Raw genomic sequence first — 19,525 nt, 5'->3', positions numbered from 1 at the left:
ATAAATCTGCTGTCAGTTGCGGGGACGGCGCTGCCAGTCGCGCAGTTCCGGACGAGCGGACGGACCCGTGGCCCCGTCACGGGCAGCGACGGAGGCCGCTGTAAGATATAAACCGCCGGCCCGCAAACGACACGGCAATGACCGACGACGAGGAGACGGTCCAGTGCTGGCTGGTCGAACGCTCCAGTTTCGGCGACGAGCGCATGGTGACGCTCATCTACGCGCCCCCGGCGGGCGACCGCCACCTGACCAAACAGCTCTCGCCGAACCTGCTCCGGCGCAAGCGGATTACGGCGGCTGTCGACGTCGAACCCGACCGGCTCGAACCCGTAAACGACGCGGAGACCCGGGAGCGCTACGCCACGGAGGCCCGGCGGATGGCCGAGCGCCACGAGCCCGACGCCGAGGTGTAAACGGCCGCTGGGGCGGGCGAGACCTCCGTTTTATTTGATATTTCGAACACGAAAGACTATACACGCGGCCGTCACAAACCGGCCGTATGGCAGCGATAGAACTGGATGGCGTCACCAAGCAGTTCGGGAGCCTCACCGCGCTGCAAGGGGTCGACCTCACCGTCGAGGAGGGCGAAATCTTCGGCTTCCTCGGCCCGAACGGGGCCGGGAAGTCGACGACCATCAACATCCTCCTTGATTTCGTCCGCGCGACCGACGGGTCGGCGACGGTGCTCGGTCACGACATCCACGAAGAGCCGAAGCAAATCCGTGCCCGCACTGGAGTCCTCCCCGAAGGCTACGACGTGTACGACCGGCTCACCGGTCGCCAACACCTCTCTTTCGTCATCGAGTCGAAAGACGCCGACGACGACCCCGACGAACTCGCAGAACGGGTCGGCATCGCCGACGCCATCGACCGCAAGGCCGGCGGCTACTCCAAGGGGATGCAACAGCGCCTCGTGCTGGCGATGGCGCTGGTCGGCCAGCCCGACCTGCTCATCCTCGACGAGCCAACGACCGGACTGGACCCCAACGGAGCCCGCCTGATGCGGGAACTCATCCGCGAGGAGAACGAGCGCGGCGCGACCGTCTTCTTCTCCAGTCACATCCTCGGCCAGGTCGAGGCAGTCTGTGACACGGTCGGCATCCTCCAGGACGGCCGCCTCATCGCCAAGGACAGCGTCGCCGGACTGCGCGAGGCCGCCGCCGGAGACACCGTGCTCCGCGTGACCCTGGCCGACGGCGAGCGCACCGACGACGCCGTCGCGGCTATCGAGGGGCTCGACGAGGTCTCGACGGTGACCGCGGACGGCACCACGCTCACCGTCGGCTGTGACAGCGACGCGAAGATGGCCGTCCTCAACGCCGTCGAGGAGAGCGGGAACGAAGTCGCCAACTTCGAGACCGAAGAGGCCTCGCTCGACGAAGTGTTCGCCGCCTACACCGAATCTCAGCCGGAGGCCGACGCATGAGCGCCGAGAACCCCGTCAAGCGCTTCCTTGGCGACGTCGACACGAGCATCAGGAACTCCGAGTTCGCCGACTGGTACCCCATCACGAAAAAGGAGTTCCGCGATACGGTCCGCTCGCCGTGGATATGGGTCCTCTCGTTCATCTTCATCGTGCTGTTCGCGCTGCCGGCGGTGCTGGGCCTGTATTTCAACATCGGCCAGCAGTTCGCCGAGGCCGGGGCGTCGCTGACGACGGACGCGTACGTCCGCTTTGCGCTGCCGATTGCGGCACCGCTGCTCCCCGCCGTGGCAATCGTCATCGGCTACGCGGCGATTGCCCGCGAGAGCGAGCGCGGCTCCCTGAAGATACTGCTGTCGCTCCCGTACACGCGCGGGGAACTGCTCGCCGGCAAGTTCGTCGGCCGGAGCGCCATCACGCTCATCCCGGTGACGGTCGGGTTCCTGACGACCCTGCTCGTGTTGCTCCCGTCGCAAATCGAAATCGCGTGGGAGTCGTTCCTGCTGTTTGCCCTGGCGACGATGGTCTACGGGGTCGTGTTCACGGCATTCGCAATCGGGCTCTCGGCGGCGATGAAGACCGCACGCCGGACGATGGCGGCGTCGCTCGGCATCTACGTCTACCTGCAGGTGTTCTGGTCGAACCTCGGGGCCGGGCTGGGGAACCTGCTGTCGGACTACACGGACATCGGCCAGGTGACCCAGCTTCACGTCGAACTGTTCGTCTCGCTGCTGAGCCCCATCGCGTCGTACCGCACGCTCGTCCGGGAGGTACTGCAGGGGTCGCCGATACGCTCGCGGCTCATCCTGACCTCGAACCCCCAGGCCACGTGCGAGGAGATGCTGGGTGGCACACTCGAAATGACACAGACCGGCGTCGAGTGTACCAACGCCGCACTGCCGCCCCAGTACAGCACGGTCGCGGTCGTCGCCTACCTCCTGCTGTGGCTGGTCGTCCCGCTGGTCGCGGGCTACTACGTCTTCGAAGGGAAGGACCTGTAGCTACACCCCGGCGTCGTCGAGCAGCGCTTCGAACCCTTCCTCGTCGAGCGTCTCGACGCCGTGGTCGGCCGCGTCGTCCCGTTTTCGCTGGCCGGGGTTGTCGCCGAGCACCAGATAGTCCGTGTTGCCGGAGACGCTGCTGGTGGCCGACCCGCCGTTGCGTTCGACCAGTTCCTGGGCCTCGCTACGGGTGTACCCCTCCAGCGACCCGGTGAAGACGAGCGTCAGGCCGTCCAGGGCGTCACCGCCCCCCTGCTCGGCGGCCTGCGGGTCGACGTGGTCGAGCAGACGGTCGATGACGGTGCGGTTGCCCGCGCCCTCGAAGAAGTCGACGATGGAGCGGGCGACGGTCGGTCCCACGTCCGGGACGGCCTCGAAGGAGTCAGTGTCGCCGGCGTCGGCGGCCCCGAGTATCGCCTCGAACGTCCCGAACTCCCGGGCGAGGGTCCGCGCGGTGACGGTCCCGACCTCGGGGATGCCGAGCGCGGTGAGGAAGTCCGCGAGCGGCGGCTCCCGGGCGTCGTCCAGCTCGTCGACGAGATTCGTCGCGCTCGTCTCGCCCCATCCATCCAGGTCGGCCAGGTCCGCGACGGAGAGTTCGTAGAGGTCCGCGGCATCTTCGACGAGTCCGGCGTCCAGCAACTGCTGGACGGCCTTCTCGCCGAGCCCCTCGATGTCCAGCGCGTCGCGGCTGGCGTAGTGGACGACGCTGCGCTCGCGCTGGGCCGGGCACGTGAGGCCGCCGGTACAGAACGCCATCGGGCCGTCGCGCTCGACCGGGCTGTCACAGGCCGGACACGTCTCGGGGAACTCGAAGTGGCCGTCGCCGTCGTCGTCGAGCACTTCCACGACGTCGGGGATGACGTCGCCGGCCCGCTTGATGCGGACGCGGTCGCCCACGTCGACGCCGAGGTCGGCGACGAGCGAGGGGTTGTGCAGCGAGGCCCGCGAGACGGTGACGCCGCCGACTTCGACGGGGTCCATGAGCGCGACGGGGGTGAGCCGGCCGGTCCGGCCGACCTGGACGACGATGTCCCGGACGGTGGTCGCCTCCTTCCGGGCCGGGAACTTGTAGGCGAACGCCCAGCGGGGGGCGCGAGAGGTCGACCCGAGTTCATCGCAGGCGGCCATGTCGTCGACCTTGATAACGACGCCGTCGATTTCGTAGTCGAGGTCGTCGCGGGCGTCGAGTTGCGCGTCGCGGTAGTCGACGGCGGCGTCGATGTCCCCGACGACGGCGGTCCGGTCACAGACCCGCAGCCCCCACTCGGGGAACCGCTCGTGCATCTCGCTGTGGCTCTCGAAGTCGACCGAGGCGTCGAGGACGCCGAAGAAGAACACCGACAGCGGGCGCTCGGCCGTCACCGACGGGTCGAGCTGGCGGAGCGTCCCGGCGGCGGCGTTGCGCGGATTGGCGAAGGGGTCCTGGCCGCGCTCGACGCGCTCGCGGTTGAAGGCCGTGAAGGCGTCCCGCGGGATGTACACCTCGCCGCGGACGGCCAGGTAGTCGGGGTAGTCGCCGCGCAGGCGCTGGGGGACGGCGGCGATGGTGCGGACGTTCTCGGTCACGTCCTCGCCGACCTCGCCGTCGCCGCGGGTGGCGGCCCGCTGGTAGACGCCGTCCTCGTAGACGACCTCGACGGAGAGCCCGTCGAACTTCGGCTCGCAGAAGTACTCGACGGCGTCAACCCCCAGTCCGTCCCGGACCCGCTCGTCGAACGCCCGCGCGTCGGCCGCCTCGCCGCCCTGGTCGATGGAGCGCATGGGCGCGTCGTGTTCGACCTCGGGGAGTTCGTCGAGCGGGTCACCGCCGACGCGCTGGGTCGGGCTGCCGTCGGTATCGAGGTCGAAGGCCGCCTCCAGGTCCTGCAGGCGTGAGAACAGCGCGTCGTAGGCCCGGTCGCCGATAGCCGGGTCGTTCTCGACGTAGTACCGGTGGTCGTGGTGGCGAATCGCCTCGCGCAGCGCCTCGGCCTGCTCGCGGGCGGTCGCTTCGTCGATGTCCTCGACGGGGTCGAAGTCGGTCGACGGGTCGGAGACGTAGGGGTTCCCGGCGACGTCCTCGGCGGTGGTCATTTAGCGGAGTGTTGCCCTTCGCGTACAAAAACGGCTCTGCTCCGGGAAGAGACAGCAACGGGGGTGGTGCCCGCGTCGCTACGAGCCACTACGGTGTCGGCGGAGAGAGACCAACCGCAGACAGACGGCTATCGGCCGATTTTGGCGCTCGGCGCTTCGACGACGAGTTCCCCGTCGCTCCGGACGGTGACGGCGTGGCCGGCGTACTCGAACGAGATGCTGACCGGTGACGCGCGGTCCGAGGGGGCGACGAGCGAATCGACCGCTTCCGGGTCGACCGTCTCGTACAGCGGCGGGAAGTCGGTCTGCTCCCGCCCGGTCATCGCGGAGATGTACTCAGTCACGGCCGCGCTCGGTCGGGTCTCGGTCCAGTCGAACTGTTTCCGGGTCACCGTCGTCGGCTGCGAAGGGTCGCTGTCCCCACTCCGCCTGTTACTCTTGCTCATAGTAGTTCGTCTGTCTACACCAAGACAGTAGGCGGTAATATAGTCTTCCCAGCATTATCAAACTATGAAAATACCGGACGCCGTCGGCGCTCCGCTCGAAATAGGGGCTGAGAGTCGATTTCCGTCGGTCCTCGTCCCGGACTACAGGTCGGCCACGTCTTCGATTGCGTCGGTTAGCTCCTTGATACTCTCGACGGTGTGTTCGCCCATGTGACCGATGCGGAAGCTCTCCTCGCTGATGTCGCCGTAGCCGCTGGAGAACACCATGTCGTACTCCTCGGAGACGGCGTCGACCGTCTCGGCGACGTTGATATCCTGCGTGTTCTCGATGCAGGTCACCGTCTGGGACTCGTACCCGTTCTCGGGGTAGAGGTCGAAGTGCTCGCGGGCCCACTCGCGGGTGTACTCGGCCATCTCCCGATGGCGCTGGTCGCGGGCGTCGTGGCCCTCGTCGAGCATGTGCTTCATCTGCTGGCGGTAGGCGAGCATGAGCGGAATCGCCGGCGTGGAGTGGGTCTGACCCTTCCGGTCGTAGTAGTCCAGACAGCGCTGGAAGCCGCCGTACCACGACGCCGACTCCTTCTCCAGTTCCCGCTCGTAGGCGTCGTCGCTGACCGCACAGACGGCCAGTCCGGGCGGCATGGCGAAGGCCTTCTGCGTGGACGTGAAGATGGCGTCGATGCCGTGGGCCTCGATGTCTATCTGGTCGCCGCCGAGACAGGAGATGGCGTCGACGACGAAGTAGGTATCCGGGTACTCAGCGACCACGTCGCCGATCTCCTCGATGGGGTTGCGGACGCCGGTCGACGTCTCGTTCATCACGGCCCCGACGGCGTCGTAGTCGCCGGCTTCGAGCGCGTCGCGGACGTCGTCGGGCTTGACCGCCGTGCCCCAGTCGTACTCGATGCGGTCGACGTCCTTGCCCAGCCGCTCGGCGACGTTGGCCTGGCGCTCGCTGAACGCGCCGGAGGTCGGCACGAGCATGCTGTCCTCGACCAGGTTCAGCGTCGTCGACTCCCAGAACTCCGTGCCCGACGCCGTGAGCACGATGACGTCGTTGTCGGTGCCGAGGAACTCCTTCGTGTCCTCGACGATGGTGGTGTAGAGGTCAGTCATCCGGTCCATCCGGTGGCCGAACATCGGCTCGGCCATCGCCTCGATGACGTCCTCTCGCACCTCTGTCGGCCCCGGGAGATACAGCGTCTTGTCCTGGTAGTCGTCTTTGTATTCGCGTTTTTCGGTCACAGAACCACCTGTAGTAGGTGGACTCTCGAATCCGGGGGGCATGGTAGTTTTGATACCGGGCGAGTCTCGACTGGCCCCACCGGCGAAAGGCTCAGACAGCGGTTGTAGCCTCCAGGAAGTATTTACCGGTTGACCAGTCATACTCGTCTATGGGCCGTCACACTCCGCTCACGGACGCCCAGCGGGCGGCCGCGGCCGACAGGGCCGTCGAGCAGGTAGCCGACACGCTCGTCGAGATGCACGACCGCTCCGGCGAACGGACAGACCGCCTCAGCGTCGTCGGTACAGGCGGACGGCGTAGGTGACAACTCCGGCGTACACCGCCGGGCCGAGCAGGACCGTGGGGCCGGCAACGACCGCGCCGCTGAGCAGGTAGCCGAGGAGCACGTCGAGAAACACCAGCAGGAAGGGAGCGAAGGCGAGTGCCTTCCCGCCGGTCCTGATAGCCGCGTCGACCGTGGCCTTCGTCGCGGCCACCGCGCCCACCCCGGCGACGACGAGGAGGGACGCCAGCGTGAGCCCCGGCGGCGAGACGAGCGGGAGGGTAAACAGCCCGATAGCGGCGAGGCCGACGCCGACGAGCGTCGGGCCGCTGTCGCTCCGGGAGAGGGCGGCCCGGATGCCGTCGACGTCGCCGGCGTTGAGCGCCGTTTCGAGGTCTGACGCGGTCCGGCCGCCGCCGGCGTCGAGGACCGTTGTCCCGGTCCCGGCGTCGACCGGGCTGTCGAAGTCGCGGCCGCAGTGCATACACCAGGTCGCGGTCGCACTGACCTTCTCCGAGCAGTGGGGGCAGCGGGGGTCGGCGGTCATACCGTCATGTTCACGGGCGCACAGTTAGCGGTTACGGGGGAGAATATACACGTCTCCGCGGTAAACGGGGCGTATGGATTGGGTCGCACGGGCCGAGAGCCTCCTGTACGACGGCGAGGTAATCGAAGAAGACGTTCGCCTAGACCACGGCGGGGTCGTCGTGACGAGCCACCGCGTCCTCGTGTTCACGCCGGACCGCGCAGGGTCGAACTACCGACAGGTCGACCGACCCAACGTCGAGGGCGTCGATGTCACGACGAGCGGCGACTGGTCGTTCCTCGACCTCGGCGTGAAGGCGCTGGTCGTCGGCGTCGTGCTGGTGGCCGCCGGGACGACCGTGAGCCTCGACGGCCTCGTGGGCAACGTCTCGCTCGACAGCGGCGGGACCGCGGGTGCCGTCGGTATCGGCGGGATGCTGGGGCTGCTCCAGACGATGCTGGCGCTGCTGGCGCAACTGGACGACCTGATGCGCCTGTTCGGCGGCCTCGCCCTGGCCTTCGCCGTCGTCGTGCTCGGGGTCTACCTCTGGAGCCGCGACCGGCTGCTCGTCGTCCGCGTCGCCGGCGACGACGACATCGAACTGGCCGCGCCGACCGACGAGAGCGTCGCCGAACGCATCGAGGCCGCCGTCGTGCCGGGCGCGGCCCCGGCCGATGCCGGGACGGGCCGGCAGCCCGACGACCCGCTCCCGTGACGTTCAACTCCGCCGAGCGCCAACTCCGACCCGATGGACGCCGACGGAGTTCGGGAGCGCGCCGGGTCGCTGCCGCGGGAGCCCGGCGTGTACCTGTTCGAACAGGACCGGGACGGAGAGCGGCGGGTCCTCTACGTCGGGAAGGCCGTCGACCTCCGGGACCGCGTGCGGTCGTACGCCGACCCGCGGAGCGAACGCATCGCCAAGATGGTCGACCGCGCGGAGACCGTCGACTTCGCCGTCACCGACACCGAGACGCAGGCGCTGTTGCTCGAAGCGAACCTCATCAAGCGCCACCGGCCGCCCTACAACGTGCGACTGAAAGACGACAAGTCCTATCCGCTGGTCCAGCTGACCGATCACGCCGTCCCCCGAATCGAGGTGACCCGCGACCCCGCGGACGGCGCGACCGTCTACGGACCGTTCACCGACAAGGGGCGCGTCGAAACGGTCGTGAAGGCACTGCGGGAGACGTACGGACTGCGGGGGTGTTCCGACCACAAGTACCGCAACCGGGACCGGCCCTGTCTCGACTACGAGATGGGCATCTGCACCGCGCCCTGTACCGGCGAGATAAGCGAGGCGGACTACGCCGAAGACGTCGAGTCCGTCAGGCGGTACTTCGAAGGTGAGGCCGGTGTGCTCGCGGACCCGCTGCGCCGCGAGATGGAGGCCGCCGCACAGAATCAGGAGTTCGAGCGCGCGGCGAACCTCCGGGACAAGCTCGGCGCGGTCGAGGCGCTCCACGGCGAGGGCGACACCGCCGTCAGCGACTCCGGTGGATACCGGACGATGGACGTGCTCGGAGCCGCCATCGAAGGGGAGCGCGCCATCGTCGCCCGGCTCCACGCCGAGGGCGGCAAGCTCGTCGAGCGGGACCGCCACACGCTCGAAGCACCGGACGGCGAAGGGACCGCCGGCGTGTACCGGGCGTTCATCCCGCAGTACTACGCCGAGCGGGAGCTGCCGGACCAAATTCTCTGTGCCGAGTCCCCCGCCGACCCGGACATCGAGGCGTGGCTGGAACGCGAGGGCGTCACGCTCGGGGTGCCCGGGGCCGGCCGGGAGGCGACGCTGGTCGACCTCGCGCTGAAGAACGCCCGCCAGCGCGGCGGGACCGACGACGAGACCGGCCGCCTGGGCGACGCACTGGGCATCGACCGCCCGGACCGCATCGAGGGCCTCGACGTGAGCCACGCCCAGGGCCGGTCGGCCGTCGGGTCGAACGTCACCTTCGTCGACGGGACGCCCGAGAAGAGCGACTACCGGCGGAAGAAGCTCACCGAGCGAAACGACGACTACGCGAACATGCGCGAACTCGTTCGGTGGCGGGCCACGCGGGCCGTCGAGGGCCGGGACGACCGGCCGGACCCCGACCTGCTGCTCATCGACGGCGGCGACGGCCAGCTCGGGGCGGCCCGCGACGCACTGGCCGAGACCGGCTGGGACGTGCCGGCCGTCGCGCTGGCGAAAGACGAGGAGCTGGTCGTGACGCCGGACCGCGTCTACGACTGGGACAGCGGCGCTCCGCAGCTCCACCTGCTCCAGCGGGTTCGAGACGAAGCTCATCGCTTCGCCGTGCAGTACCACCAGACGCTCCGGGACGACGTGTCGACGACGCTCGACGACGTGCCCGGCATCGGCCCGGAGACGCGGAAGCGACTGCTCCGGCGCTTCGGCAGCGTCGACAACGTCAGGGCGGCCTCCAGCGAGGAACTGACGGCCATCGACGGCATCGGCGAGCAGACCGCGGAGACGATTCGGACCAGACTGCAGTGATTTCGTATAGCAGATAAGGATTTATCGCGGACACGACGGTTCCACACGGACTCCGGAAGAACGGCATCGAAAAGACGCTACAGCCCTGTTCAGCCAGCTACGGCTCGACGACCTCGTTTCGGAGCGTGCCGACGCCCTCGTAGGTTATCTCGACGCTGTCTCCGGGTTCGACAGTCCCCGGATTGGCCGGGCTGCCGAAGGCGATGACGTCGCCGGGGCGGAACGTGAACCGCTCCGAGAGGTACGCGACCACCTCGTGGGGACCGAACAGCATCTCGCTGGTGTTTGCGGCCTGGCGGCGCTCGTCGTCGATGTCGGTGTACATGTCGATAGCGGTGGGGTCGACGTCGGTCTCGACCCACGGCCCCAGGGGCGCGGACCCGTCGAAGGCCTTTCGCGCGGTTCGACCCTGCTGGTCCAGCGCGTCGACGTCGTTCAGTATGGTGTAGCCCCTGACGACGTCGGGAACGTCGGCCGGGTCGAGGTCGTGGCACCGCTCGCCGACGACGGCGGCCAACTCGCCTGCGTAGGTGAGTTCGTCGGTGAACGGCGGATAGGGGATGGCCTGTTCGTGCGCCACCAGGGCCGTCGGGGGCTTGATGAAGAAGTCCGGCTCCTCGGGCCGGTCGTAGTCCATCTGGTCGTTGGTCGCTGCGTAGTTCCGGCCGACGCAGTACAGCGCGGTCGGGTCACACGGCGGGAGCAGCCGCCCGTCGCGGCCGACCGCGTACTGGCCGTCGTCGGCGTGAACGACGCCGTCGACGTATTCGCCGGTGACTGGACCGTCGTCCGTCAGCAGTCGCGCGATTCGCATACCTGTGGTCCGAGGGCCGGTCAAAAAGGCGTGTCGCCCCGGAGTCGCTCGGTGGGCGGCCAAACGGAGGTATAAAATAAACTAGCTACCGCTATATGAAATAGCTCCTGGGGCAGGTCGACACGGGTGGGACAGCGCTATCGACCGACTGGCCCGTCGTTCACTGCGCAGTCCTCTGTCGTCCAGATTATCTCGTCTTCGTGGGTACACCATCACGATCCAGTGAGACCACCGGAAGACGGCGGGATTGACGTAATCGCTGGTCGTCGCTGCGTTTCCGAGAGCGTCGGTCCGCCAGTGCGTGTCGTACGCCGGCCGGTCGAGACCCTGTGGTGTCGCTATCGAACAGGGTGCGTCACGCGAGACGGCAGTCGGTGTCATCGGCGACACGCCTGCCGCCTTCGACCACCGGGATGACAGTCTCTGCAACGCTTACGGATGGCTCAGGCGTCCTCGATTTCAGGGTCATTCACAGACAGCAGTCCCGTAACCATCAGCCGCCGGGCAATCGCGACCAGCCCGTTGTCGAATCCGCGGCCGAAGACACCCTGTTCGTCCTTGCGGTCGTCTGGCCCCGATTCGGTGAAACTCGTGTCGTTAACCCGAATCCTCAAACGGCCGAAACAATCACCAGCAGGGAGCGACTGTGCACCGCAGAGACGGGCGTTGTCGCTGAAAGCGTCCCGGTCGACACGGCACACGTCGCTATAGCGCCGGTCGGAGACGCGCCACGATATCGAGGTCCCACTGATGGATTCGTTCCCAGAGCAACACCGCGGGCGGGAGCGCTATCACCGCCGCGAGGAACGAGTAGGTGACGCTCAGGCCGATCAGGACCCCGAAGTTGCCGAGAATCGGGGTAATCGCCAGCGCGAGCGCGCCGGTCCCCAGCGCTGTCGCCAGCATGCTGCCGAACAGCGCGCCGCCGGTCCCTGTCAGCGTGACCATCATCGCCTCGTGGGCACCGGTCGTCGCGTCGTACTCGTCGATGAATCGGTGAGTCGTGTGCACCGAGTAGGCGATGCCGACACCGACCGAGATAGAGAGAATCGTCGCCGTCAGTGCGTTCAGCGTGATGTCCATGTATCGCATCGTTCCGAGCAGGAACGCGATTGCCACCAGTATCGGGAAGACATTGACCACGCCGAGCAGTGGCTTCCGCTCCAAAAGGCCGTAGATGAGCACGAGGAACGCGGCGGTCAGTCCGACCGCCATGACGAGTCCCTGAATCGCCGACTGGAAGATGCGGTCCATCACCGCCGCGAGGACGACGACGACGCTCCCCGTGTCGGTCGCGTTGAACCGGAATCTGTCTGCTAGTTCGGCCCCGCCAGCGGTCACTGCTGTCTGTGAGGCGTCGGAGTCAGTTCGATACTCTATCTGGGCGGCCCGGTAGTCCTCAGTCAGGTATCGTTCGGCCTGGTCACTCGCCGAAGACGAGGGGCACCACCACAGCGTCTACAAGGCGGCTCAAGCGACTCACAATCGAACTGGAGGACAATGAACTCACAATCGACGTCAAAGAACGACCGGCCGAAAAGATGGCGGACCGTTTCACCAACATGTTGGGGGAACTCTGATGCACCCGCTCCAAGTTAATCCCTCTCTGATTCCCTCGTACTACCTCGTTTTGCTACTGGTCGTGTTACTCGCCGTTGCGATGGGGCTGTTTTTGGTCTACCAGGCGTACCAAGGTTACCGGAGAAACGAACGGCGACAGATGCTGTTTCTCGCCGTCGGCCTCGCGCTCATTACGGTCGTGTCACCGCTGACGACGCTCGTCGTCTCGTCTATCGGGCTCTCTCTCGAAGTCGACCTCATCGTCTACACGTTCTACACGCCGTTGCTGAGCAACGTCATCGAAATCGTCGGCATCGGGTCGATAATTTACTCCCTCTCGCTGCGGAGTCGCTCGTGACCCGCCACCGGGAGACGCCGCCCCGGTAGTTCGACCCCGGCATCCCCGTGGTTCGGTTGTCGTCCCACCATGACGGGTCAGCGACCAGGGTTCCCGAAGCGATTTTCCCGGGCAGCACGTACGCCGGGTATGGCTGTGACCCGACGGCTCCTCATGGCCGTCGTCGGACTGCTGTCCCTGCTGGTCTATCTCGCGGCGGCGTACGTCGGATACGCGTTACTCCTGCCGGTCTGGGATAGCCGCCCGTCACCGCTGGTGGCCGTCCTGGTCATCACTGGGACGGCTGTCGGCCTCGGCGTCGTGAACTACTGGGCCGCGACGGCGCGGCTCAAGCGGTCCCTCGACGCCGTCGAACTCCCGCGGGCGCAGTCGCCCGAGACGTACCGCCACCTCGATGCGCTCGTCGAGCGGATGGACGTGGCGACGCCGACGCTGCTGCTGGCGGACCTGCCGGTCCCGAACGCGTTCGCCATCGGCGGCGGGGCCGGTGCCATCGTCGTCGACCGGCGGCTGTTCCGACTGCTGTCCGCGGCGGAGTTCGAGGCGCTGCTGGCACACGAACTCGCGCATCTGGAGACCCGCGACGCGCTCGTCCAGACCGTCGCGTACAGTCTCGTCCAGACGGTCGTCGGGCTCGTCGGCCTCGTGTTGTTCCCCGTCGTGGTGCTGACCGGTGGCATCGCCCGCTCGCTCGCACTGCTGCGCGGCGACCCGTCGTCGTGGTCGCAGTCCGTGCTCGGTCGCACACAGCGGTACGCACTGCGGGTGGTCGCCGGACTCGGGCTTGTCGTGACGCTACTGGTACTTGGGTACTCCAGGCGCCGTGAGCTGGCGGCCGACGAGCGCGCGGTCGAGGTCACGGGGAATCCCGGCGCCCTCGCCCGAACTCTCAGGACAATCGAGCGCGCCTCGGAGCCGGAGTTTGGCCCTCTCCGACAGTTGTACGTCCACGGCGAGGGGGACGAGGAACTGTCGCGGCTCCTGTCGACCCACCCGCCGATGGACGAGCGGATTCAGCGGTTGCGTGAGAAGGCGGCGCAGCAAGGCGGTTTCCGGCGGCGATAGCCAGACGTGGATGTTCTATTGCTATCCAGTCGAAAACAGCCACAAAGCACCCATTTTGACCACAGTTCGGGAAGATTTCGTCTCCGAATGCCCGATAGAATCACAGAGCCAGAGCAGTCTCGTGGACAGCCGGCGTCGGATATTTCGGGGTCTTCGTCCGATAGACAAGCGTAGCACTGGAAGTGGTGAAACGGGCCGGATGAGACCGGACCCGGGGCCGGCGACCGTCTCTATATGCACACAGAGAGCGACATAGCGGTCCTAGAAACCGCTATGATGGAGGGCGACCGGCACTCACGTATGCAAGCCAGCATCCCGCGGCGAGCGACGGAGACGGTGGCCGGGCACAGGTACGGATGCCCGCTGTGTAACTGCGGTGCAGACAGTGAAGACGATATCTACTGTCACCTCCTGGTATCACACCGAAAGAGCGCGCTCGCCACCGCTCTCCTCGAGCAGGTCGATTGCGCCAACTAGCCCCCGCGGACGCCCCAACGGGGCGACACCGTCTTGCCGTGGAACGGACGGGTTCCATACGCTGAGGACGGTCTGGGTAGATATTGACGTATCCGTGGACAGATACCCGGAATCGAGTTCCAGACGAGCAGTCGATTCGGCAATCGCGGCCGTTTCGAAGTATCGGTGACGTCCTGTGGCTCGTCGGTCGGGTCCCTCTTTGCGGCCAGTTTCCATCGATAAACCACATGTCCCGATATCAAATCGACGTGGCTACCGTCCGCACAACTGCGTTCGGAGTATATATTACTGCTTCCAACGCATTAATATGTTAGTTTGGGACTCGGACAGTGGAGATTTGGACAGTCAACCGCGGAGCAGCGCGGCCGGGACACAAGCGACAGCACAGGAGCGACTGCGGCGAAGACGCTGTGTGCAGCACTGGCGTCACAGACACCGGACCGCCCGGCCGTCCCTCATCGTCGAACACAACGTCGGGCCGGGCTGGCTCGACGCACGGAGCCCCGGCGTCGTCAGTAGCCACGTCCCGCGGACGACAGGACTTCGACCGGGGCAGCGCGGCGAAGGATGGGAAACGTGTAAGTATCGGGAACGAAATGAATCGAACGTATGACGCAGACGTACGAGAACTATATCGGTGGCGAGTGGACCGGAAGCGGGGAGACACAGGACGTCACGAACCCGGCGGACGAGACCGACGTGGTCAGCACGGTTCCGGTGTCCTCGGCAGCCGAGGCCGACAAGGCGGTCGCGGCCGCGGCGGACGCGACGGACGAGTGGGCCGGGATGTCCGGGCCGGCGCGCGGTGCCATCCTGCGCGAGACCGGCGAAATCCTGAAGTCCCGGAAAGACGAGCTGGCGGAGACGCTGACCCGGGAGGAAGGGAAGCCCCTCGGGGAGGCAGAGGGCGAGGTACAGCGGGCGATAGACATCTTCTACTACTACGCGGAGAAGGCCCGAGACTTCGGCGGCACCGTCAAACAGCCCAGCGGCGGCCGCGCCGGCCTACAGACGAAGAAGGAGCCGATGGGCGTCGCGGCGCTGATTACGCCGTGGAACTACCCCATCGCGATTCCGGCCTGGAAAATCGCGCCGGCGCTCGCGGTCGGGAACACCGTCGTCATCAAGCCCGCCATGCAGTCTCCGACCGTCGGCACGATGATTGTCGAGGCGCTGGACGAGGCCGGCATTCCGGACGGCGCTATCAACCTCGTCTGTGGCCCCGGGAGCGAGGTCGGCGAGCGGCTGACCACGCACGACGAGGTCGACGTGGTGTCGTTCACCGGCAGCGCCGCCGTCGGCGAGCACGTCTACGACCAGGCGACGAACAACGGGAAGCGCGCCCAGGCGGAGATGGGCGGGAAGAACCCGACCGTCGTCATGCCGAGCGCCGACGTGGACAAGGCGGCCGACATCGTCGGTGCCGGGGCCTTCGGGGGCACGGGCCAGGCCTGTACGGCCACGTCCCGGGCCATCGTCCACGAGGACGTGTACGACGAGTTCCTCGAGGCCGTCGTCGACTACGCCGAGTCCCTCGAAATCGGGAACGGCCTCGACCGGGCGGACATGGGTCCCCACGTCAGTAAGGACGAACTCGCGGGGAGCCTGGAGTACGTCGACATCGCACAGTCCGAGGGCGCGACCCTGGAGACGGGCGGCGAGGAACTCACCGGCGGCCAGTACGACGCCGGGAACTTCATCTCGCCGGCCGTCTTCTCCGACGTCGAGCCCGACATGCGCATCGCACAGGAAGAGGTGTTCGGCCCGGTGCTGGCCGTCATTCCCGTCTCCGACTTCGACGAGGGCGTCGAGGTCGCCAACGACATCGACTACGGGCTCTCGGCCAGCATCGTGACCGACCGAATCGAGGAGGAAAACGAGTTCATCGAGCGCTCCGAGTCCGGCGTGGTCAAGGTCAACGAGAAGACGACCGGGCTGGAACTGCACGTTCCCTTCGGCGGCCTCAAGCGCTCCTCGACGAACACCTACCGCGAGCAGGGCGACGCCGGTCTGGAGTTCTTCAGCTACATCAAGACGGTGTACCGCAACAGCTAATCGAGGCTGACACGCTCCCGAACCGTCACGACTCTGTGGACGGCGGGGCGCACTTTTGGCGCGGAACGTAGGGGCGAACGTGGCCGCCTGGGACCGCCCGTTCACCATTCCGGAACGCATCCCGTAACGGTTGTACTGTCGTTATTCTCGATGCGCAGGACCGGTCGGGCGGCCGGGTAGCGCTGAAAACGCCCGTGAGACGGCGCTCTGAACTCGGCCGGACGAACGCCGCGCAGCGACCACGCGCCGGTTCGCGCAGACAGTAGTCCCATCATACCGAACGAATATCTCACTAATCGGGACAGCGTGCTCGATAGGTGAACTAGCATTCGCTCCCCCGGGAACGGCTCGAACCGACAGCAGTGTGGCAACGCAAAACATAATATCGGGCCGGTCGATGCCGGCGGCATGAACGTCGACGCACTCACGGCCGGGTTCGACCGTCGAGACTGGCAGGAGCGGACAGAGACAGACAGCCCGGTCCGGTTCGCGATGGTCGGCGTCGGGTGGTGGACCACCGAACAGGCGATGCCGGCCGTCGACGCCGGGGACCTCTGTGAGACGACGGTCTTGGTCAGCGGCGACCGCGAGAAGGCGGCCGACGTCGCGGCCGGTTCGGAGACGGTCGAGCACGCGCTCACCTACGAGGAGTTCCACGACGGGACGGCGAGCGACGCCTACGACGCCGTCTACATCGTCACCCCCAACGCCCGGCACCTCCCGTTCGTCGAGACGGCCGCGGAACTGGACAAGGCCATCCTCTGTGAGAAGCCGATGGAGGCCACCGTCGAGCGCGCCGAGCAGATGGTCGCGGTCTGTGACGAGCACGACGCGACGCTGATGGTCGCCTACCGGATGCACACCGAGCCGGCCGTCCGGCGGGCGAAGGACCTCATCGACGAGGGGTACATCGGCGAGCCGCTGTTCGTCCACGGCAACATGACCGAACCCATCCTCGAACTGGTCCCCGACCCCGACCAGTGGCGGTTAGACTGGGAGCTCTCGGGCGGGTGTGCCGTGATGGACATCGGCCTGTACCCGCTGAACACGAGTCGGTTCCTGCTGGACGCCGACCCCGTGGCCGTCCGGGGCACGGTCGCCTCCGTGCAAGCGGAGTTCGCGGACGTCCCCGACGAACACGGCGCGTTCCAGCTCGATTTCCCCGGCCACGTGTACGCGGTGTGTACCGCCAGCCAGAACGCCCACCTCGACAGCCACATCTCCGTGCTCGGGACCGAAGGGAAGGTCCGGGTCGAACCGGCCTTCTACCCCTGGGACGACCGCGCGCTCCAGCTGTCCCACGAGGGCACGACGGTCGACGTCGACTTCGAGCAGGTCGACCAGATGGAAGAGGAGTTCGAGTACTTCGCCCACTGCCTGCTGACCGACACCGACCCCTACGCGGACGGCGAGCACGGGCTCGTCGATATCAGGACTATCAAAGCCGTCTACGAGGCTTCCGAGACGGAGTCGACGGTTCACCTGGAGTGATGTCGCCGCGGGGTTTTTTGTCCCGCCAGGTGTAGCCCGGGGTATGGTGCAGTCAACGTGGGACGACTGGTTCGTCCGCGAGGAAGTGGAAGCGACGGACCCCGGCGACGGCGTCGTGGTCTGGTACCTGGGCTGTAACGGCTTCGTGCTCCGGTCACGGACGACGACGCTGTACATCGACCCTTACTTCGGGACCGGCGACCCGCCGACTCTCGTCCGGATGATTCCGGTTCCGATGGACCCCACAGACGCCACACAGTGTGACGCCACACTCGTCACACACGAACACATCGACCACATGCACCCGCCGTCCTACGGCCCGCTGGTCGAGGGCCTCGGGGCGGACCTGTACGCGCCCGCGGCGTCGTACGCGTCGCCGGACTACGACGGCGAACTTCGGGTGTCCGACAGCCGGCGAAACGAGGTCGCGGTCGGCGACGCGTTCGAGGTCGGCGATTTCACGGTCCACGTCGCGGGCGCGAACGACCCCGACGCCATCGAGCCGGTGAGCTACGTCGTCGAACACGACGCCGGGACGTTCTTCCACGCCGGCGACAGCCGGCCGGCTGAGGCGTTCGCCGAGGTCGGCGAGCGGTTCGACGTTGACGCGGGCGCGCTGGCGTTCGGCACCGTCGGCTCCATCTACGAGCCCGAACCGGACTGTGGCGTCCGGACGAAGTGGTACATGGACGAGAACGAAATCATCGAGGCCGCGAACCAACTCGGGCTGTCCCGCCTGCTCCCCTCGCACCACGACATGTGGCAGGGCGAGGGCGGCGACCCGAAAGTGCTCCACGAACACGCCGCGTCTTTCGAGTACCCAAGGGTCATCGAACCGCTCTACGTCGGCTGTTCGGTGCGGCTGGGCGATCCCGGCATCCGCCGACTTGGCGCGCTGGGCGAGGAGTAGCCGGGGCGACGCCGCATTCGATAAAGCGGATAGGGGTTCAAACAGCCGCCCGCGTCGCCGGCTCGCGTTTGCGGCGGGGTAGCTTTAAGAGCCCGACCCCGGAACGTCACACGGATGTCGCCAACGATAACGAAAATCGAGAGCCGCGAGTTCGAGTACCCGCTCGAAGACGTGGGGACCGACGAACACGGCTTCAATCTGGTGTACACGCCGGGGGAGACGACGACGCGGAAACTGTTCGGCGTCCGGGTGCACACCGACGAGGGCATCACGGGCGAGTACGTCGGCGGGAACTCCCCGGCGGCCGCCCAGTACAACATCGTCGCCAAGTACCTTATCGGCAAGGACCCGCTGAAACGCGAGAAACACTGGTCGGAGTGCAAGCGCGCGCTCCGGAAGTACGACCGGATGGGCATCGGCCCCATCGACATCGCGCTGTGGGACTTCGCGGGCAAGTACTACGACGCGCCCATCCACGAGCTGCTGGGGACCTACCGCGAGCGTATCCCGGCGTACGCCTCGACCTACCACGGCGACGACGCCGGGGGGTTGGACTCCCCCAAGGCCTTCGCGGACTTCGCCGAAGAGTGTCGCGACGAAGGGTTCGGCGGTTTCAAAATACACGGCTGGGGCGGCGGTGACGAGTCCCGGAATCTCGACCGCGAGATTGCGGCGGTCCACGCCGTCGGCGAAGCCGTCGGCGACGAGATGGACCTGATGCACGACCCGGCCTGCGAACTGGAGACGTTCGCCGACGCGCTGGAACTGGGTCGCGCGCTCGACGAGGAGGGCTTCTTCTGGTACGAGGACCCCTTCCGCGACGGCGGCATCTCACAGCACGCCCACAGGAAACTGGCCCAGAAACTCGACACACCGATACTCCAGACCGAACACGTCCGCGGCCTGGAGCTGAAGTCGGACTTCGCCGCCAGCGAGGCCACCGACTTCCTCCGGGCCGACCCCGAGTACGACGCGGGCATCACCGGCGCAATCAAGGTGGCCCGCATGGCCGAGGCGTTCGGGCTGGACGTGGAGTTCCACGCGCCAGGCCCGGCCCAGCGCCACTGCATCGCCGCCTGCCGCAACTCCAACTACTACGAGATGGCGCTGGTCCACCCGGACTGCCAGAACACCCAGCCGCCGGTGTACGAGGGCGGCTACTCCGACCTGATGGACGCCGTCGATTCCGACGGGACGGTCGGCGTCCCCGACGGTCCCGGACTGGGCGTCGACTACGACTGGGACTACATCGCGGACAACACCACCGGGAGCGTCCACACCTACGAATAGCGGCGGCCGTTGCGTCGCCGCCTCAGCAGGC

The 19,525-nt window shown here is 66.9% G+C and carries 18 protein-coding genes and 1 pseudogene; 12 read left to right on the top strand and 7 right to left on the bottom strand.

All coding sequences use genetic code 11. From position 1 onward, the window contains the following. Positions 1 to 137 precede the first annotated feature (137 nt). The 3 genes from VI123_RS07800 to VI123_RS07790 all read left to right on the top strand — a co-directional run bounded on the left by VI123_RS07800 (position 138) and on the right by VI123_RS07790 (position 2,424). Positions 138 to 413, top strand: a complete 276-nt coding sequence (locus VI123_RS07800) for a hypothetical protein (protein ID WP_336337493.1) — start codon at positions 138 to 140, stop codon at positions 411 to 413. A gap of 86 nt (positions 414 to 499) precedes the next feature. Next, complete coding sequence (locus tag VI123_RS07795) at positions 500 to 1,426, top strand: ABC transporter ATP-binding protein (RefSeq protein ID WP_336337492.1); 927 nt, start codon at positions 500 to 502, stop codon at positions 1,424 to 1,426. Continuing rightward, positions 1,423 to 2,424 carry an ABC transporter permease gene (locus tag VI123_RS07790; RefSeq protein ID WP_336337491.1) on the top strand — a complete coding sequence of 334 codons (1,002 nt, stop codon included), beginning with the start codon at positions 1,423 to 1,425 and terminating at the stop codon, positions 2,422 to 2,424. The genes VI123_RS07795 and VI123_RS07790 overlap by 4 nt, the downstream gene beginning before the upstream one ends. On the opposite strand, the gene ligA is transcribed toward VI123_RS07790, so the two are convergent. From ligA to VI123_RS07775, 3 genes are all read right to left on the bottom strand, one after another. Continuing rightward, the gene (ligA, locus tag VI123_RS07785) at positions 2,425 to 4,500 is read right to left on the bottom strand and encodes an NAD-dependent DNA ligase LigA (protein ID WP_336337490.1); all 2,076 of its coding nucleotides are present in this window, start codon (positions 4,498 to 4,500) and stop codon (positions 2,425 to 2,427) included. A gap of 128 nt (positions 4,501 to 4,628) precedes the next feature. Continuing rightward, positions 4,629 to 4,946: a HalOD1 output domain-containing protein gene (locus tag VI123_RS07780; RefSeq protein WP_336337489.1), complete on the bottom strand. Its 318-nt coding sequence runs from the start codon at positions 4,944 to 4,946 to the stop codon at positions 4,629 to 4,631. 141 nt (positions 4,947 to 5,087) lie between these two features. Next, entirely contained in the window at positions 5,088 to 6,191 is a 1,104-nt protein-coding gene (locus VI123_RS07775) for a pyridoxal-phosphate-dependent aminotransferase family protein (RefSeq protein WP_336337488.1), read from the bottom strand. A 149-nt stretch (positions 6,192 to 6,340) separates the two neighbouring features. Between VI123_RS07775 and VI123_RS07770 the strand changes: the two genes are divergently transcribed. Continuing rightward, positions 6,341 to 6,496, top strand: coding sequence for a hypothetical protein (locus tag VI123_RS07770; RefSeq protein WP_336337487.1), 156 nt, complete (start codon positions 6,341 to 6,343; stop codon positions 6,494 to 6,496). Here VI123_RS07770 and VI123_RS07765 read toward each other — a convergent pair. Then, positions 6,462 to 7,001, bottom strand: coding sequence for a hypothetical protein (locus tag VI123_RS07765; protein WP_336337486.1), 540 nt, complete (start codon positions 6,999 to 7,001; stop codon positions 6,462 to 6,464). The genes VI123_RS07770 and VI123_RS07765 overlap by 35 nt on opposite strands. A 73-nt stretch (positions 7,002 to 7,074) precedes the next feature. Between VI123_RS07765 and VI123_RS07760 the strand changes: the two genes are divergently transcribed. Both VI123_RS07760 and VI123_RS07755 read left to right on the top strand, forming a co-directional pair. After that, a complete protein-coding gene (locus tag VI123_RS07760) occupies positions 7,075 to 7,695 on the top strand; it encodes a hypothetical protein (RefSeq protein ID WP_336337485.1) in 621 nt (206 codons plus the stop codon). A 33-nt stretch (positions 7,696 to 7,728) separates the two neighbouring features. Then, a complete protein-coding gene (locus VI123_RS07755; RefSeq protein ID WP_336337484.1) occupies positions 7,729 to 9,474 on the top strand; it encodes an excinuclease ABC subunit C in 1,746 nt (581 codons plus the stop codon). A 97-nt stretch (positions 9,475 to 9,571) separates the two neighbouring features. On the opposite strand, the gene VI123_RS07750 is transcribed toward VI123_RS07755, so the two are convergent. The 3 genes and pseudogenes from VI123_RS07750 to VI123_RS07740 form a co-directional block, all read right to left on the bottom strand. Next, entirely contained in the window at positions 9,572 to 10,288 is a 717-nt protein-coding gene (locus VI123_RS07750; protein WP_336337483.1) for a fumarylacetoacetate hydrolase family protein, read from the bottom strand. Positions 10,289 to 10,731: 443 nt separating this feature from the next. Then, a complete protein-coding gene (locus tag VI123_RS07745) occupies positions 10,732 to 10,989 on the bottom strand; it encodes a hypothetical protein (protein ID WP_336337482.1) in 258 nt (85 codons plus the stop codon). A gap of 4 nt (positions 10,990 to 10,993) precedes the next feature. After that, positions 10,994 to 11,728: pseudogene (locus VI123_RS07740) on the bottom strand (MMPL family transporter); the annotation flags it as partial. 139 nt (positions 11,729 to 11,867) lie between these two features. Here VI123_RS07740 and VI123_RS07735 point away from each other — a divergent pair. The 6 genes from VI123_RS07735 (at position 11,868) to VI123_RS07710 (ending at position 19,494) form a co-directional block, all read left to right on the top strand. Beyond that, a complete protein-coding gene (locus tag VI123_RS07735; RefSeq protein ID WP_336337481.1) occupies positions 11,868 to 12,206 on the top strand; it encodes a DUF7521 family protein in 339 nt (112 codons plus the stop codon). A gap of 129 nt (positions 12,207 to 12,335) precedes the next feature. Next, positions 12,336 to 13,271: a M48 family metallopeptidase gene (locus VI123_RS07730; protein WP_336337480.1), complete on the top strand. Its 936-nt coding sequence runs from the start codon at positions 12,336 to 12,338 to the stop codon at positions 13,269 to 13,271. Positions 13,272 to 14,357: 1,086 nt separating this feature from the next. Beyond that, positions 14,358 to 15,803 (top strand): 2,5-dioxovalerate dehydrogenase, encoded by a 1,446-nt coding sequence (xacF, locus tag VI123_RS07725; RefSeq protein ID WP_336337479.1) that lies wholly within the window; start codon positions 14,358 to 14,360, stop codon positions 15,801 to 15,803. 408 nt (positions 15,804 to 16,211) lie between these two features. After that, complete coding sequence (gene gfo6 / locus VI123_RS07720) at positions 16,212 to 17,294, top strand: D-xylose 1-dehydrogenase Gfo6 (RefSeq protein WP_336337478.1); 1,083 nt, start codon at positions 16,212 to 16,214, stop codon at positions 17,292 to 17,294. A gap of 43 nt (positions 17,295 to 17,337) precedes the next feature. Continuing rightward, positions 17,338 to 18,204, top strand: a complete 867-nt coding sequence (locus tag VI123_RS07715; RefSeq protein WP_336337477.1) for an MBL fold metallo-hydrolase — start codon at positions 17,338 to 17,340, stop codon at positions 18,202 to 18,204. A 114-nt stretch (positions 18,205 to 18,318) separates the two neighbouring features. Further along, positions 18,319 to 19,494 carry a mandelate racemase family protein gene (locus tag VI123_RS07710; protein WP_336337476.1) on the top strand — a complete coding sequence of 392 codons (1,176 nt, stop codon included), beginning with the start codon at positions 18,319 to 18,321 and terminating at the stop codon, positions 19,492 to 19,494. The last annotated feature ends 31 nt before the right edge of the window (positions 19,495 to 19,525 follow it).

This window comes from Haloarcula sp. DT43, assembly GCF_037078405.1.
GTDB lineage: Archaea > Halobacteriota > Halobacteria > Halobacteriales > Haloarculaceae > Haloarcula > Haloarcula brevis.
The sequence above is the reverse complement of the archived record's forward strand: the minus strand, read 5'-3'. Positions and strand labels throughout refer to the sequence as shown.